14 protein-coding genes and 1 other RNA gene are annotated in these 14,155 nt (G+C 65.5%); 7 read left to right on the top strand and 8 right to left on the bottom strand.

The features are described 5' to 3' along the window. Positions 1-61: 61 nt before the first annotated feature. The 7 genes from CAG18_RS18645 to CAG18_RS18615 form a co-directional block, all read right to left on the bottom strand. Positions 62-1,684 (bottom strand): iron ABC transporter permease, encoded by a 1,623-nt coding sequence (locus tag CAG18_RS18645; RefSeq protein WP_085721347.1) that lies wholly within the window; start codon positions 1,682-1,684, stop codon positions 62-64. A 143-nt stretch (positions 1,685-1,827) separates the two neighbouring features. Then, positions 1,828-2,829 (bottom strand): extracellular solute-binding protein, encoded by a 1,002-nt coding sequence (locus tag CAG18_RS18640; RefSeq protein WP_015272231.1) that lies wholly within the window; start codon positions 2,827-2,829, stop codon positions 1,828-1,830. A gap of 219 nt (positions 2,830-3,048) precedes the next feature. Further along, complete coding sequence (locus CAG18_RS18635; RefSeq protein WP_178075736.1) at positions 3,049-4,266, bottom strand: 2-octaprenyl-3-methyl-6-methoxy-1,4-benzoquinol hydroxylase; 1,218 nt, start codon at positions 4,264-4,266, stop codon at positions 3,049-3,051. A 9-nt stretch (positions 4,267-4,275) separates the two neighbouring features. Continuing rightward, positions 4,276-4,761: a DUF4442 domain-containing protein gene (locus CAG18_RS18630; RefSeq protein WP_013974720.1), complete on the bottom strand. Its 486-nt coding sequence runs from the start codon at positions 4,759-4,761 to the stop codon at positions 4,276-4,278. Then, positions 4,758-5,957, bottom strand: a complete 1,200-nt coding sequence (gene ubiH / locus CAG18_RS18625; RefSeq protein ID WP_015272233.1) for a 2-octaprenyl-6-methoxyphenyl hydroxylase — start codon at positions 5,955-5,957, stop codon at positions 4,758-4,760. The genes CAG18_RS18630 and ubiH overlap by 4 nt, the downstream gene beginning before the upstream one ends. Further along, complete coding sequence (gene pepP, locus CAG18_RS18620) at positions 5,954-7,288, bottom strand: Xaa-Pro aminopeptidase (RefSeq protein WP_085721345.1); 1,335 nt, start codon at positions 7,286-7,288, stop codon at positions 5,954-5,956. The genes ubiH and pepP overlap by 4 nt, the downstream gene beginning before the upstream one ends. Before the next feature lie 21 nt (positions 7,289-7,309). Further along, a complete protein-coding gene (locus CAG18_RS18615; protein ID WP_013974723.1) occupies positions 7,310-7,864 on the bottom strand; it encodes a YecA family protein in 555 nt (184 codons plus the stop codon). A gap of 181 nt (positions 7,865-8,045) precedes the next feature. Between CAG18_RS18615 and CAG18_RS18610 the strand changes: the two genes are divergently transcribed. From CAG18_RS18610 to CAG18_RS18595, 4 genes are all read left to right on the top strand, one after another. Next, on the top strand, positions 8,046-8,228 hold the full coding sequence (locus CAG18_RS18610; RefSeq protein ID WP_029886233.1) for a TIGR02449 family protein: 183 nt from the start codon (positions 8,046-8,048) through the stop codon (positions 8,226-8,228). Next, positions 8,225-8,545 (top strand): cell division protein ZapA, encoded by a 321-nt coding sequence (locus tag CAG18_RS18605; protein WP_003259368.1) that lies wholly within the window; start codon positions 8,225-8,227, stop codon positions 8,543-8,545. The genes CAG18_RS18610 and CAG18_RS18605 overlap by 4 nt, the downstream gene beginning before the upstream one ends. 17 nt (positions 8,546-8,562) lie before the next feature. Then, positions 8,563-8,742: non-coding RNA, 6S RNA (gene ssrS / locus CAG18_RS18600), on the top strand. Between the two features lie 78 nt (positions 8,743-8,820). Continuing rightward, positions 8,821-9,429: a 5-formyltetrahydrofolate cyclo-ligase gene (locus CAG18_RS18595; protein WP_003259369.1), complete on the top strand. Its 609-nt coding sequence runs from the start codon at positions 8,821-8,823 to the stop codon at positions 9,427-9,429. 18 nt (positions 9,430-9,447) lie between these two features. On the opposite strand, the gene CAG18_RS27125 is transcribed toward CAG18_RS18595, so the two are convergent. Next, positions 9,448-9,600 (bottom strand): hypothetical protein, encoded by a 153-nt coding sequence (locus tag CAG18_RS27125; protein ID WP_178075735.1) that lies wholly within the window; start codon positions 9,598-9,600, stop codon positions 9,448-9,450. A gap of 179 nt (positions 9,601-9,779) precedes the next feature. Here CAG18_RS27125 and CAG18_RS18590 point away from each other — a divergent pair, with 179 nt between their 5' ends. From CAG18_RS18590 to rbbA, 3 genes are all read left to right on the top strand, one after another. Next, positions 9,780-10,229 carry an EVE domain-containing protein gene (locus CAG18_RS18590; protein ID WP_015272237.1) on the top strand — a complete coding sequence of 150 codons (450 nt, stop codon included), beginning with the start codon at positions 9,780-9,782 and terminating at the stop codon, positions 10,227-10,229. Positions 10,230-10,477: 248 nt separating this feature from the next. Further along, the gene (locus CAG18_RS18585; protein WP_085721344.1) at positions 10,478-11,437 is read left to right on the top strand and encodes an HlyD family secretion protein; all 960 of its coding nucleotides are present in this window, start codon (positions 10,478-10,480) and stop codon (positions 11,435-11,437) included. Next, positions 11,434-14,154: a ribosome-associated ATPase/putative transporter RbbA gene (gene rbbA, locus CAG18_RS18580; RefSeq protein WP_085721343.1), complete on the top strand. Its 2,721-nt coding sequence runs from the start codon at positions 11,434-11,436 to the stop codon at positions 14,152-14,154. Before CAG18_RS18585 ends, rbbA begins: the two co-directional genes overlap by 4 nt. The last annotated feature ends 1 nt before the right edge of the window (position 14,155 follow it).

Here is a 14,155-nt window from a genome sequence, read left to right as displayed (position 1 = left end):
TGTGTAGGACCCGCCGCGCGAATGCCGCGCATTGTAGCCGCAAGGGCGCGGGCTGGCACCCTCAGTGACTGTGACCGGGTCGACGTGCCGAACGGCGGATCAGGCCGATGACCGGCAGCAGGCCCACCAGCACCAGGGTCAGTGCCGGCAACGATGCACGCGCCCACTCACCCTCGCTGGTCATCTCGAACACCCTTACCGCCAAGGTGTCCCAGCCGAACGGGCGCATCAGCAAGGTGGCCGGCATTTCCTTGAGCACGTCGACGAACACCAGCAGGGCGGCGCTGAGCGCGCCAGGCACCAGCAGCGGCAGATACACCTTGAAAAACAATCCCGCGCCACCGACGCCCAGGCTGCGGGATGCCTCGGGCAGTGACGGGCGGATCCGCTCCAGGCTGCTCTCCAGCGGCCCGTAGGCCACCGCGATGAAGCGCACCAGGTAGGCCAGCAGCAATGCGGCCAGGCTGCCCAGCAGCAGCGGCTTGCCGGCACCGCCCAGCCAGCTGGACAGCGGGATGACCAGGTGGTTGTCGAGGTAACTGAAGGCCAGCATGATCGAAACCGCCAGTACCGAGCCGGGCAAGGCATAGCCCAGGTTGGCCAGGCCCACCCCGGCGCGAATACCACCCGTCGGCGCCTGGCGCCGGGCAAAGGCCAGCAGCAACGCCACGCACACCGTGACCAGCGCCGCCATGCCGCCCAGGTACAGGGTGTGCAACACCAGGCCGACATAGCGCTCGTCCAGGTCATGTCGGCCACGCTGCCAGAACCACGCCAGCAGTTGCAGCAGCGGGATGACGAAGGCGCAGGCGAACACCAGCAAGCACCAACCGCTGGCCAGCAACGCCTTGACCCCGTGCAGGTGGTACAACGCCTGCCCGCGCGGCCGCTCGTTGCCGCTGCGGCTGGCCCCCCTGGCACGGCGCTCGCCATACAGCACCAGCATCACCGCCAGCAGCAGCAGGCTGGCCAGCTGGGCAGCGCTGGACAGGCTGAAGAAGCCGTACCAGGTCTTGTAGATGGCCGTGGTGAAAGTGTCGAAGTTGAATACCGCAACCGCGCCGAAGTCGGCCAGTGTTTCCATCAGGGCCAGGGCAATACCGGCGCCGATCGCCGGCCGAGCCATGGGCAGAGCCACGCGCCAGAACGCTTGCAGCGGGGACAGCCCCAGCACCCGCGCGGCTTCCATCAGGCCCTTGCCCTGGGCCAGGAATGCGCTGCGCGCCAGCAGGTAGACATAGGGGTAGAACACCAGCACCAGTACGACGATCACCCCGCCGGTGGAGCGAACCCGCGGCAGGCGCATCGGCCCGAACACCTCGCGCAGGGCGCTCTGCACCGGGCCGGCGAAGTCCAGCAGGCCGACGAAGACGAACGCCAGCACATAAGCAGGGATGGCGAACGGTAGCATCAGCGCCCAGTCCAGCCAGCGCCGGCCAGGGAACTCGCAGAGGCTGGTCAACCAGGCCAGGCTGACCCCCAGTACCGTGACGCCGATGCCCACACCCGCCACCAGCGTCAGGGTATTGCCCAGCAGGCGAGTCATCTGGGTGTCGAGCAGGTGCGACCAGATCTGCAGGTCGATCGACTGCCAGGACAACAGCAGGACGCTCAGGGGCAGGAGCACCAGGGCGGCGACCAGGGTGACCGGGAGGTACCAGCGGCGTTGGGGGGTGTGGGGCAAGTTGAATGTCTCTGTGGCTGATTTGCGACCGCTATGCGGTCGTTCGCGGGCACGCCCGCTCCCACAGAGATCGAGTAAACCTGTGGGAGCGGGCATGCCCGCGAAGAGGCCCTGAAAGGCCCCGGAAGGATAAAGCCTGGCGCTTAGTTCCAGCCAGCCCGATCCATCAAGCGAATCGCTTCAGCCTGGCGCTTGCCAGCGATTTCAACCGGAATGCTGTCAGCCTTGAAGCTGCCCCACGCTGCCACTTCTTCCGATGGCTTGACCTTCGGGTTGGCCGGGAACTCCTGGTTGATGTCGGCGAACAGCTTCTGCGCCTCTTCACCAGTCATCCATTCAACCAGCTTCTTCGCCGCCTCCGGGTGTGGTGCATGCTTGGTCAGGCCGATGCCCGACAGGTTCACGTGCACGCCACGGTCACCCTGGTTGGGCCAGAAGATCTTCACCGGCAGTTTCGGGTTCTGATTGTGCAGACGACCGTAGTAGTAGGTGTTGACCACGCCCACGTCGCACTGGCCGGCCTCGATGGCCTGGATCACTGCGTTATCGTCGGAGAACACGTCGGTGGACAGGTTGTTGACCCAGCCTTTGACGATCTGCTCGGTCTTCGCCTCGCCGTGGGTTTCGATCAGGGTGGCGGTCAGCGACTGGTTGTACACCTTCTTCGCCGTGCGCAGGCACAGGCGGCCTTCCCACTGCTTGTCGGCCAGGGCTTCGTAGGTGCTCAGCTCTTGCGGCTTGACCCGCTCGGTGGAGTAGATGATGGTGCGGGCGCGCAGGCTCAGGCCGGTCCAGTCGTGGGACGAGGCACGGTACTGCGGCGGGATGTTCTGGTCGATGATGTCGGACTTGATCGGCTGCAGGATGCCCATCTGCTCAGCCTGCCACAGGTTGCCGGCATCGACGGTCAGCAGCAGGTCGGCCACGCCGTTTTCGCCCTCGGCCTTGATGCGCTGCATCAGCGGGGCTTCCTTGTCGGTGATGAACTTGATCTTGACCCCAGTCTTGGCGGTATAGGCATCGAACACCGGCTTGATCAGCTCGTCGATGCGCGAGGAGTACACCACCACTTCGTCCGCTGCCTGGGCGGTGCCGCCGAACAGGGTCAGGGCCAGGGCGGCCAGTAGGGGCTTGCGTGGCAACATGGAAAGCACTCCTCGGATCGTATGAGAGGTGCAAATGGTAGTGAATCCCATTTTCCGACTCATCTACCTAGCCGTTACCGGATGTTGCAGAACTTGCTTCGTCTGTGTAGGAGCAGCCTTGTGCTACGAAAGGGCCGGCAGCCCAATCTGAATGATTGACTGGCTTCCCGGGCCTCTTCGCAGCACAAGGCTGCTCCTACAGCTCATCGTGCAAGACCTTCAGGCTTTGGCCAGATCCGGCAGGTCACCGCTCAAACCCAGCGCCTGTCGCACAAACATCGCCTTGGCCTCCGGCATCTGCTCCACCAGCTTCAACCCGCTGTTACGCAACCAGCGCAACGGCAACGGGTTGGCCTGGAACAACCGCTCGAACCCTTCCATCGCCGCCATCAGCGCCAGGTTGTGCGGCATGCGCCGCCGCTCGTAACGGCTCAGTACCTTCACATCCGCCAGCCGCTCGCCACGCTCACAGGCGTTGACCAGCACCTCGGCCAGCACCGCAGCATCGAGGAAACCCAGGTTGACGCCCTGCCCGGCCAGCGGGTGAATGGTGTGCGCGGCATCGCCGATCAATGCCAGGCCTTCATCCACATAGCGCTTGGCGTGGCGCTGGCGCAGCGGCACACAGACCCGAGGGTCGGCTTGCAGTACATCACCCAGGCGCCCCTCGAAAGCCCGCTCAAGGGCCTTCAGGAACGCAGTTTCATCCAGCGCCATCAACTGCTCGGCATGCTCCGGCGTGGTCGACCAGACGATCGAGCACCAGTCCTGCTCGCCGTCGCGGGTCAGCGGCAGGAACGCCAATGGCCCTTCATCGGTGAAGCGCTGCCAGGCCGTGGCCTGGTGCCCGGCGCTGCAACGCACGCTAGTGACAATGGCGTGGTGCAGGTAATCCCACTCGCGGGTTTCGCAGCCGGCCAGGCGCCGCACTGCCGAGTTGGCACCGTCGGCCGCGATCACCAGCGGCGCACGCAGCTGGCGGCCATCGGCGAGGGTCAGCAGCCACTCGTCGCCGGAGCGTCGCAGCTGTTCGAGCCGCGCATTGGGCAGCAGGCCGATATCGCTGTCATGCAGGCGCTCCAGCAGGCCATCCTGCACCACCCGGTTCTCGACGATGTGGCCGAGCACCTGGGCATGCACGCTGGCAGCCGAGAAGTGAATCTGCCCGGTGCCGCTGCCATCCCACACATGCATGTCCGAGTATGGCGTGGCACGCCGCCGGGCAATGCCATCCCAGGCGCCAAGGCGCTCGAGGATGCGCTGGCTGGCTGCCGACAGCGCGCTGACACGCGGCTCGAACGGGGCCTGGGCATCGAACGGCTTGACCGTCAGCGGGCCGCCGTCGAGCAAGAGGATTTGCAAGCCACTGTGGCGCAACGCCAGGGCCAGGGCGCTGCCGACCATACCGGCACCGACAATCAACAGATCTGCGCGCATTTCCATGCCTTACGCCAGCCTCGCTTGCGGCTTGAGCCGCACATATAGGGTTTTATCGACCCGCGCCACCAGCTCGCCGGCGCCGTCGCGGATATCGACCTGCAAACGCGGCAGGCACTTCTTGCCGGTGGCAGTCTGCTGGCGGATTTCGTCCAGCAGCGCGTCATCGACGTGGAGTTCGGCATACACCGGGCCTTTGCCCGGCGAAATGAAATCGATGCTGGCGGCCTTGTCCCAGACGATGTAGTCACGCCCCAGCTGCTCGATCAACAGCAGCATGTAGAACGGGTCGACCATGCCGTACAGGCTGCCGCCGCACTGGGTGCCGACGTAGTTGCGGTTCCAGCGGGTCAGCTTCATCGCCACCTTGACGCTGCGCAGGTCCGGGCTGATGTGCTGTACGCGGATACCAGCGCCGAGGTGCGGCGGGAACAGGTTCAGCCGCCAGCGCAACAGGCACGCCCGGCGCGCCAGCCTGCGCGTGTTGTCACTCATGCCTGACCTCGCGGATCGGGGCGGGTGCCCAGGCCCATGGCCTGGCGGGCGAACCAGCTTTTGGCCGGTGGCAGCAGGTCGAGCCCGAGCAGGCCAAGGTTGCGGCCGGCGGCCAGCAATGGCTGGCTGCTGCCGAACAGACGGGTGACCTGATCGGAAAAGCCGATGGTCATGGCCTGGTCCACGCGCTGGCGCTGGTGGTAGGCCTGCAATGTTGTCAGGTCGCCAGGCTGCTGCGGGCCGGCCAGCAGCGCCTCGGCAAGCGCCTGCACGTCACGCAGCGACAGATTGAAGCCTTGGCCGGCAATAGGGTGCAGGCTGTGCGCGGCGTTACCCAGCACCACCAGATGCGGCCGCACCTGCTCCTGGGCCTCGATCAGCGACAGTGGGTAGAGGTGCCGCGCGCCGACCTGGCGCAAGGCGCCCAGGCGATAGCCGAACACGCCCTGCAGTTCACGCAGGAAATTGCGCTCGTCGATGTCGGCCAGACGCCTCGCGTCCATGCCCTGGCGGGTCCAGACCAGCGCGCAGCGGTTATCCGGCAGCGGCAGCAGGGCCATGGGGCCTTCTTCGGTGAAACGTTCGAAGGCCTGGCCGCCGTGGGCCTCGCCCGGGGTTATGTTGGCGATCAGCGCGCTCTGTTGGTAGGGCGTGTGGCGCACGTGGATACCCAGCTGTTCGCGCAGGCCGGAACGGCCACCGTCGGCCAGTACAGCCAGGTCGCACTCCAACTGGGTGTCATCGTTCAGCTGCAGGCGGTAGCCACCCTCGATGGCCTGCATCGCAGTCACTTCCGCCGGGCAGCGCCAGCTCACCACCTCGCTGTCCAGCCCTTGCCAAAGGCACTGGCCCAGCCAGGCGTTTTCCACCACGTAGCCAAGCGCCGGCACACCCTCTTCCCGGGCATCCAGGCGGGTGGCACCGAAACGGCCGCGGTCGGACACGTGAATCTGCAAGATCGGCTCGGCGCGATGGCCGATGGCCTGCCACAGGCCCAACTGCTGGTAGATCTGCTGGGTACCGAACGACAGTGCCGACGAACGCGCGTCGTAGCTGGGCTGGAAGCTGTCACCGGGGGCGAACGGCTCGATCAGCAGGATCTTCCAGCCTCGCGCCTTGGCCCCCGCCTGCAGGGCCAGGGCCAGGCTCGCGCCCACCAGGCCGCCACCGATGATCGCCAGGTTTACCCGATTCATGCCGCGTCCTTGCGGGCGGCCTGCATCAGCGCCTCGATCTCGGCGACCGTGCGCGGCACGCCCGAAGTCAGGATTTCACAGCCTTGCCTGGTCACTACCACGTCGTCCTCGATCCTTACACCAATGCCGCGCCATTTCTTGGCCACGGCCTGATTGTCGGCGCCTATGTAGATGCCCGGCTCGACGGTCAGCGCCATGCCGGGTTCAAGCACCCGCCACTCACCGCCCACCTTGTAATCGCCCACATCGTGCACATCCATGCCCAGCCAGTGCCCGGCGCGGTGCATGTAGAAGGCACGATAGGCCTCGCTGTCGATCAGCGCCTGTACCTCGCCGGTCAGCAGGCCCAGTTCCACCAGGCCCTCGGTGATGACCCGCACGGTCGCCTCATGGGCGTGGTTCCAGTGCTTGCCGGGGGCAATTTCGGCAAACGCCGCTGCCTGGGCCTTGAGCACCAGCTCGTAGATGGCCCTCTGCTCGGGCGAAAAACGCCCGCTGACAGGGAAGGTACGGGTGATGTCGCTGGCGTAGCAGTCGATCTCGCAGCCGGCGTCGATCAGCACCAGGTCGCCATCCTTGAGCGGGGCGTCGTTCTGCTGATAGTGCAGGATGCAGCCATTGCGCCCGGCCGCGACGATCGAGCCGTAGGCCGGCATCTTCGCCCCGCCCTTGCGGAACTCATAGTCCAGCTCGGCTTCCAGGCTGTATTCGTGCAAGCCGGCCCGGCAGGCCTGCATGGCCCGCACGTGGGCCCGCGCCGAGATGTCTGCGGCAGCGCGCATCACCTTCACTTCCGCTGCCGATTTATACAGGCGCATGTCGTGCAGCAGATGATCCAGCGCAACGAACTCGTTCGGCGGCTGGGCCCCCAGGCGGGCCTTGGAGCGGATCACGTTGATCCAGTCCATCAGCCGGCGATCGAACTCGGGGTTGCTGCCCATGGCGCTGTATACCCGCTCACGGCCTTCGATCAGGCCCGGCAGGATCTCGTCGATGTCGGTGATGGGGAAGGCATCGTCCGCGCCAAAATCGCGCACCGCACCTTCCTGGCCGGCCCGCAGACCATCCCACAGCTCGCGCTCGGGGTTGCGTTCACGGCAGAACAGCACGTATTCGCCATGCTCGCGCCCGGGGATCAGCGCAATCACCGCTTCCGGCTCGGGGAAACCACTGAGGTACTGGAAGTCGCTGTCCTGGCGGTAAACGTGCTCGACGTCGCGGTTGCGGATGGCAACCGCGGCGGCGGGCAGGATAGCGATGCTGTTGGGGACCATCTGCGCCATCAGCGCCTTGCGCCGACGGGCATACTCGGCCTTGGGAATGTGGCTCATGGGCAGACTACCCCTGGTTGATCAGTGCAGCGATGGCTTGGGTGCAGGGGCGGCCGGCTTGGCCAGCTCGGAGAACAGCAGCAACGGCGCCACACGCAGGTATTCCATGACTTCCATGTAATCGCTCTCGCCATCCTCGGACTCCTCGAGGGCTTCCTGGACCTGGGAAATGGCCACCAGGTCCTGCAGCACTTCCTTGGCCTCGTCGGACAGGTCCTTGCCACCGGCATTCAGGCCGAAACCGGTGATGAAGCCCTGGCACCACTGACCCAGCGCAGTGGCGCGATCGCTCAGGGCGGCGTCGTCGGAAGGCAGCAGCAGGACGATCGCCATTTCGTCGCTGGTCAGTTCGCCCTTGACCATTTCCTGCAGGCCGACCAGGGCGTTACGTACGGTGTCACCGGGCTCGGTTTCCAGCAGCTGGGCGGCATCGGCCAGCCAGCCGTCGGCGTCGAAGCCGGCACCGGCGCAGCTGCGGCCGATCAGCAGGCCGTGCAGTTCGGCCGGGGTTACAGGATGGCCATTGCTGGACAGCAGCATGGCGAAGGCGATGTAGGGCGATTGGGTATTGGGCATGGGCAGCTAGGCGCCAGACGGCGCAATGACTAGAATGGAGACCTTGTATCCTAGCACCGGCAGGCGCGCCAAGACCATCGGCACTGGCCGTCGCCGCCCAGGGAGAGGCATCATCGCCAGGTGACTCAACGACGGAGCGAATCGAGTGCAACCCACGCAAGAGAACGACCTGCAGGCACTGATGAGCCGATTCGAGTTGCTGATCGAACGTGTCGAGCAACTAAAACGGCAAAATGCACTCCTAGTAGCTCAGGAAAAGTCCTGGCGCGAAGAGCGCGCCCACCTCATCGAAAAGAACGAGATCGCCAAGCGCAAGGTCGAGTCGATGATTTTACGCCTCAAGGCTCTGGAGCAAGACTCATGAGTTCAAGCAATAGCGTCACCGTGCAGATCCTCGACAAGGAATATTCGATCATCTGCCCGCCGGAAGAGCGCAACAACCTGGTCAGTGCCGCGCGCTACCTGGACGGCAAGATGCGCGAAATCCGCAGCAGCGGCAAGGTGATCGGCGCCGACCGCATCGCGGTCATGGCAGCGTTGAACATCACCCACGAAATGCTGCACCGCCAGGAAGACCGCAACGATGCTCCGGCAGGCGGCACCACCCGCGAACAGGTGCGCGACCTGCTGGAACGGGTCGACCAGGCACTGTCCGACGACGCGGATACCAAAATCGGCTGAGATTGGTATACTGGCGCCACTCCCTGGGGGATGCGCCAGTCGGTTATGTCCCTGAGCCGATACGCACAACCACGGGGGTTGCACGCTGGGGCCGGTGTGCATGTCCGCCCGACGGAAAGCCTTAACGCCCCCTGCAATCTCCACCTTGAACTTTCGGGTTCAAGGGCTACACCGATAGCGGTCTTATCGGGGAGCCTGAATTCTCTTGCCCGCCCTTCCGGCGGGCAATTCGTTTTGGCCGACCACGTCGGCCAGCACCTGGGATCGCCCGTGCCATGACCGACACCGCGCAGCTCACCCGCCCCCAGCTCCGTCGCCTGCTCCGCAATGCCCGCCGCGCCCTTACCCCTGCCCAGCAACGCCAGGCCGCCCTTGGCCTGTATCGCCAGCTTGCGCAGCACCCGCTGTTCCGCCGCGCCCGGCACATTGCCCTGTACCTGCCCAACGACGGCGAGATCGATCCTTACCTGCTGCTGCGCGAAGCCCAGCGCCGCGGCAAGCGCACCTACCTGCCGGTGCTGCACGCCTGGCCGCGCACGCGCATGGTGTTCCAGCGCTTCGAGCAGGGCGAGAAGCTCAAGCCCAACCGCTTTCGCATTCCCGAGCCGGTCACCGAGCGCAAGCGCCAGCGCCCGATCTGGTCGCTGGACCTGATCCTGCTACCGCTGGTCGGTTTCGACGAAGTGGGCGGTCGCCTGGGAATGGGCGGTGGTTTCTATGATCGCAGCCTGGCCTACCAAGCGCGTCGCCAGACCTGGAAAAAGCCGTTGCTGTTGGGGCTGGCACATGAATGCCAGAAGGTCGAGCGGCTGGCTCAGGCCAGTTGGGATGTACCGCTGCAGGGGACGGTCTCGGACCGTGGCTGGTACCTGGCGCCGCGTTGAGCGGCGCCAGCGGGGGCATCAACGTTGCGGCTGGCTGGCGTCGACCGGCATCTGATAGGCGTTGTCCAGCTTGCGCTCCCAGATCCCTTGCGCATAACCGGTAGTGACCACACCCAGGCCGAAAATGAACACCAAGACCCACAGCAGATCCGGCTTGTTACGTTGATTCATCGAAGATTGCCCCCCAGGCAAACTGTTCACGCTCGGCAACTTTCTGGGTATTGCCGGAGCATCGCGCTTTAAACGGGGCGCATTTTCCGACAACCTGCGTCTGCACGCAAACCTTGACGCCAACCGGCTGTCGGTTTCGTGCAACAGGTTATTTCAAACCTTTTCAGGAGCAGCACCCCATGGCCTACTGGCTGATGAAATCCGAGCCCGACGAGCTCTCCATTGAAGCCCTCGGCCGGCTCGGCGAAGCGCGCTGGGACGGCGTGCGCAACTATCAGGCACGCAATTTCCTGCGGGCCATGAGCGTTGGCGACGAGTTCTTCTTCTACCACTCCAGCTGTCCGCAGCCGGGCATCGCCGGCATTGCCAGGATCACCCGCGCAGCCTACCCGGACCCAACCGCGCTGGACCCGCAGAGCCCCTACTACGATGCCAAGGCCACGGCCGACAAGAACCCTTGGAGCGCGGTCGATGTGGCCCATGTGCAAACCCTGCCACGGGTGCTGGAGCTGGGCTGGCTGAAACAGCAGACAAGCCTGGCCGAACTGCCGCTGGTGCAGAAGGGCAGCCGCCTGTCGGTAATGCCCGTGACGCCAGAGCAATGGGCGGTGATTGTCGCTTTGCGTTGAAACTGCGGCTAAGGTCAGTCTTTGCGCAGTTACTCGGTAATGTGGGAGCGGCCTTGCGTCGCGAAAGGGCTGCGAAGCAGCCCCATAGATTTGTGCAGGGGCGCGAAAATCCTGGGGCCGCGTTGCGCGCCCTTTCGCGACACAAGGCCGCTCCCACAGGCACCGCATAAGGACTTTGACCGGCATCAACACATCGCTCATGGCCGCAGGCCATGATGCAGTGTGCATGACCGCAAGGATGCAGACCGATGAACCGATACGCCCCCAGGATCTTCGCCACCGCGCTGATCGCCCTACTCGCAACAGCCGGTGGGCTGGGGTACTGGAAGTCGATCCACGACCAGTTGCCCGAAGGCCTGAGCATGGGCAACGGCCGCCTGGAAGCCACCGAAGTGCAGATCGCCAGCAAAATCCCCGGCCGCCTGGCCGAAGTGCTGGTCGACGAAGGTGACAAGGTAACTCGCGGCCAGCTGCTGGCGCGCATCGACACCCGTACCATGGAAGCCCAGCGCAGCCAGGCCGAAGCCGAAGTACTGCGCGCCCGGGAAAACTACGCCGCCGCCCAGGCCAGTGTGCAGCTGCGCCAAAGCGAACTGCTGCTGGCCAGCCAGGAGCTCAAGCGCGTGCGCGAGATCTTCCAGCGCAAATACGCCAGCCAGCAGTTGCTCGACCAACAGCAGGCGCGCTTCGACACGGCCAACGCCGCCGTAGTCGCCGCCCGCGCCCAACTGGCGGCGATCAAGGCCGCCATCGGCGCCGCCGAGGCCCAGGTAGCGCAGCTCACCAGCGAAATCGACGACAGCAGTCTGCGCGCACCGATCAACGGCATCATCCAGCTGCGCCTGGCCGAGCCCGGTGAAGTGCTGGGTGCCGGCGGCCGCGTGCTGATGTTGATCGACCCCAGCGACCAGTACATGAACCTTTACCTGCCCGCCTCCACCAGCGGCCGGCTGACCGTCGGCGACCAGGCACGGATCGTGCTCGACGCCCTGCCCGAGCGGGCGCTGCCGGCGAAGGTTGCCTTTGTCGCGGCCAAGGCCCAGTTCACCCCCAAGCAGGTGGAAACCCGCGACGAGCGGCAGAAGCTGGTGTTCCGGGTCAAGTTGCGCCTGACCGACCCGGGCGCCGTGCCGCAGGCCAAACCGGGCATGCCAGGCGCCGGCTACGTACGCACGGCTGAGGTAGACTGGCCGGCCAACCTGCAATGAACGCCCCGGCACTGCTGGCCGAGGGTATCAGCCATCGCTACGGCGACCTGGTCGCCTTGCACCCCCTCGGGTTCAGCCTGCCGGCGGGCACCCGCTGCGCGCTGATCGGCCCTGACGGGGCTGGCAAATCGACCCTGCTGGGGCTGATCGCCGGCGTCAAGCGCCTGCAACAGGGCGAACTGCAGGTGCTGGGTGGCTCGATCCGCCAGCGGCGCCATCGCGCGGCGCTGTACCCGAAAGTGGCGTTCATGCCGCAGGGGCTGGGCAACAACCTGTATCCGGAGCTGTCGATCAGCGAGAACATCCGCTTTTTCGCCACCCTGTTCGGCCTCGGCCGTCGCGAATGCGAACAGCGCATGGCCAACCTGCTACAGGCCACCGACCTGCAGCGCTTTGCCGAGCGCCCGGCGGGCAAACTGTCGGGCGGCATGAAGCAGAAGCTTGGCCTATGCTGCGCGCTGATCCACGAGCCGGACCTGCTGATCCTCGACGAGCCGACCACCGGCGTCGACCCACTGTCGCGGCGGCGCTTCTGGGAGCTGGTCGAACAGGTACGCGCACAGCGCCCGCAACTGACCCTGCTGGTGGCCACCGCCTACATGGAAGAGGCCGAACAGTTCGAGCATTGCCTGATGCTCGATGGCGGCCGTCTGCTGGCCGCCGGCCCCAGCCATGAACTGGGCGCAGTCACCCCCAGTGGCAAGCTGGACGACGCCTTCACCCACTACCAGGGCGCGGGCAAGGCACAACACCCTCCGCTCATCATCCCGCCGCGCCCGGCCGCTGACAGCCCGGTCGCCATCGAGGCCCACGACCTGACCCTGCGCTTTGGCGATTTCACTGCTGTGAACAAGGTCAGCTTCGCCATTGGCCGCGGCGAGATTTTCGGCTTCCTGGGCTCCAACGGCTGCGGCAAGACCACCACCATGAAAGTGCTTACCGGGCTGATGCCGGCCAGCGAAGGCAGCGCCAGTCTGCTCGGCTGCCCGGTGGATGCCAGCGACCTGGCCACGCGCAAGCGGGTCGGTTTCATGTCGCAGAGTTTTTCGCTGTATGGGGAGCTCAGCACCCGGCAGAACCTGACCCTGCATGCACGCCTGTTCGACCTGCCCAAGGCCGAGAGCGCCCAGCGCATCGACGAGCTGATCGAGCGCTTCGACCTGGTTGTCATCGCCGACCAGCCATCCGGCGCCCTGCCCCTCGGCCTGCGTCAGCGCCTGTCACTGGCGGTAGCGGTGCTGCACCGCCCGGAAGTGCTGATCCTCGACGAACCCACCTCCGGCGTCGACCCGGCTGCCCGTGACGACTTCTGGCGCCTGCTGGTGGAGCTTTCACGCGAGCAGGGCGTGACCATTTTCCTTTCTACCCACTTCATGAACGAAGCCCAGCGCTGCGACCGTATCTCGCTGATGCATGCAGGCCGGGTGCTGGCCTGCGACACGCCGGATGCCCTGCAACGCCACTATCAGGGCAACACTCTGGAAGACGCGTTCGTGCGCTGCCTGGAACAGGCTCAGGAACTGGCGCCGCAAGCCACCGGCAACGCCGTGCTGGAACAGGCCGCCGCGCCTGCGCCGCCGCTGCGCCAGGGCTTCAGCCTGCGTCGCCTGCTGGCAGTGGCCAGCCGTGAGGGCAAGGAGCTGCTGCGCGACAAGGTGCGCCTGGCCTTCGCCCTGCTGGGGGCGATGTTCATGATGGTGATCTTCGGCTATGGCATTTCACTGGATGTGGAAAACCTCGCCTTCGCCGTACACGACCAGGACCAGAGCCCGCAAAGCCGGGCCTACCTCGAAGCCTTCCGTGGTTCACGCTATTTCGCCGAACAGGCGCCCATCCGCGACACCCGCGAAATGCACCAGCGCCTGCAGCGCTCGGAAATCAAACTGGCACTGGAAATTCCACCCGGCTTCGGCCGCGACCTCTACGCCGGGCGTCAACCGGTGGTGGCCGCCTGGCTCGATGGCGGTATGCCGTTCCGCGCCGAAACCAGCCGCAATTACGTGGAAGCCGTGCACCAGGCCAATCTCGAGCAACTAGCCAAAGCCAGCCCACAGCCGCAGCCGCGCCAGGACCTGGTGCGCCTGGAAACCCGTTTTCGCTACAACCAGGATGTGGTCAGCGTGAACGCCATCGGCCCTGGGGTAATGGCGCTGATCCTGGCCTTCATCCCGGCCATGCTCACCGCGCTAGGTATCGTCCGCGAGAAAGAGCTCGGCTCCATCACCAACTTCTACGCCACACCCCTCACCCGCTTGGAGTTTCTGCTCGGCAAGCAGATGCCCTATCTGGCCGTGAGCCTGGTCAACCTGGCGCTGCTGGTGGCGATGAACCGCTGGCTGTTCGCCGTGCCGCTCAAGGGCAGCGTGCTGGCCCTGGCCTGTGGCGGCGTCGCCTACCTGCTGGCTACCACCAGCCTGGGCCTGTTGATCTCGGCCTTCACCCGCACACAGATCGCCGCCATCCTGGGCACCATGATCATCACCAGCTTGCCGACCATCCAGTTTTCCGGGCTGATCGTGCCACGCTCGTCGCTGGACGGCGCGGCGGCGGTGATGGGCCAACTGTTCCCGGCGGGCTACTTCCTCGATATCGCGGTCGGCACCTTCACCAAGGCGCTGGGACTGCGCGAGCTGTGGCCGCAGTGCCTGATCCTGCTCAGCTTTTTTGCCGTGTTCACCGGCCTGAGCCTGGCCATGCTGAAGAAGCAGGAGGCCTGAT

Source organism: Pseudomonas sp. B22(2017) (assembly GCF_002113105.1).
Taxonomy (GTDB): domain Bacteria; phylum Pseudomonadota; class Gammaproteobacteria; order Pseudomonadales; family Pseudomonadaceae; genus Aquipseudomonas; species Aquipseudomonas asiatica.
Note: the sequence above shows the minus strand (reverse complement) of the source record. Positions and strands in the feature narration are given on the sequence as shown.

Bases quoted from the DNA above. Each gene is read 5' to 3' on its own strand.
- ubiH (WP_015272233.1), bottom strand. From the start codon at position 5,957: ATGAATCGGGTAAACCTGGCGATCATCGGTGGCGGCCTGGTGGGCGCG.
- CAG18_RS18615 (WP_013974723.1), bottom strand. From the start codon at position 7,864: ATGCCCAATACCCAATCGCCCTACATCGCCTTCGCCATGCTGCTGTCC.
- CAG18_RS18595 (WP_003259369.1), top strand. From the start codon at position 8,821: ATGACCGACACCGCGCAGCTCACCCGCCCCCAGCTCCGTCGCCTGCTC.
- pepP (WP_085721345.1), bottom strand. From the start codon at position 7,288: ATGAGCCACATTCCCAAGGCCGAGTATGCCCGTCGGCGCAAGGCGCTG.
- CAG18_RS18585 (WP_085721344.1), top strand. From the start codon at position 10,478: ATGAACCGATACGCCCCCAGGATCTTCGCCACCGCGCTGATCGCCCTA.
- CAG18_RS27125 (WP_178075735.1), bottom strand. From the start codon at position 9,600: ATGAATCAACGTAACAAGCCGGATCTGCTGTGGGTCTTGGTGTTCATT.
- CAG18_RS18605 (WP_003259368.1), top strand. From the start codon at position 8,225: ATGAGTTCAAGCAATAGCGTCACCGTGCAGATCCTCGACAAGGAATAT.
- CAG18_RS18635 (WP_178075736.1), bottom strand. From the start codon at position 4,266: ATGCGCGCAGATCTGTTGATTGTCGGTGCCGGTATGGTCGGCAGCGCC.
- CAG18_RS18590 (WP_015272237.1), top strand. From the start codon at position 9,780: ATGGCCTACTGGCTGATGAAATCCGAGCCCGACGAGCTCTCCATTGAA.
- CAG18_RS18640 (WP_015272231.1), bottom strand. From the start codon at position 2,829: ATGTTGCCACGCAAGCCCCTACTGGCCGCCCTGGCCCTGACCCTGTTC.
- CAG18_RS18610 (WP_029886233.1), top strand. From the start codon at position 8,046: ATGAGCCGATTCGAGTTGCTGATCGAACGTGTCGAGCAACTAAAACGG.
- rbbA (WP_085721343.1), top strand. From the start codon at position 11,434: ATGAACGCCCCGGCACTGCTGGCCGAGGGTATCAGCCATCGCTACGGC.
- CAG18_RS18630 (WP_013974720.1), bottom strand. From the start codon at position 4,761: ATGAGTGACAACACGCGCAGGCTGGCGCGCCGGGCGTGCCTGTTGCGC.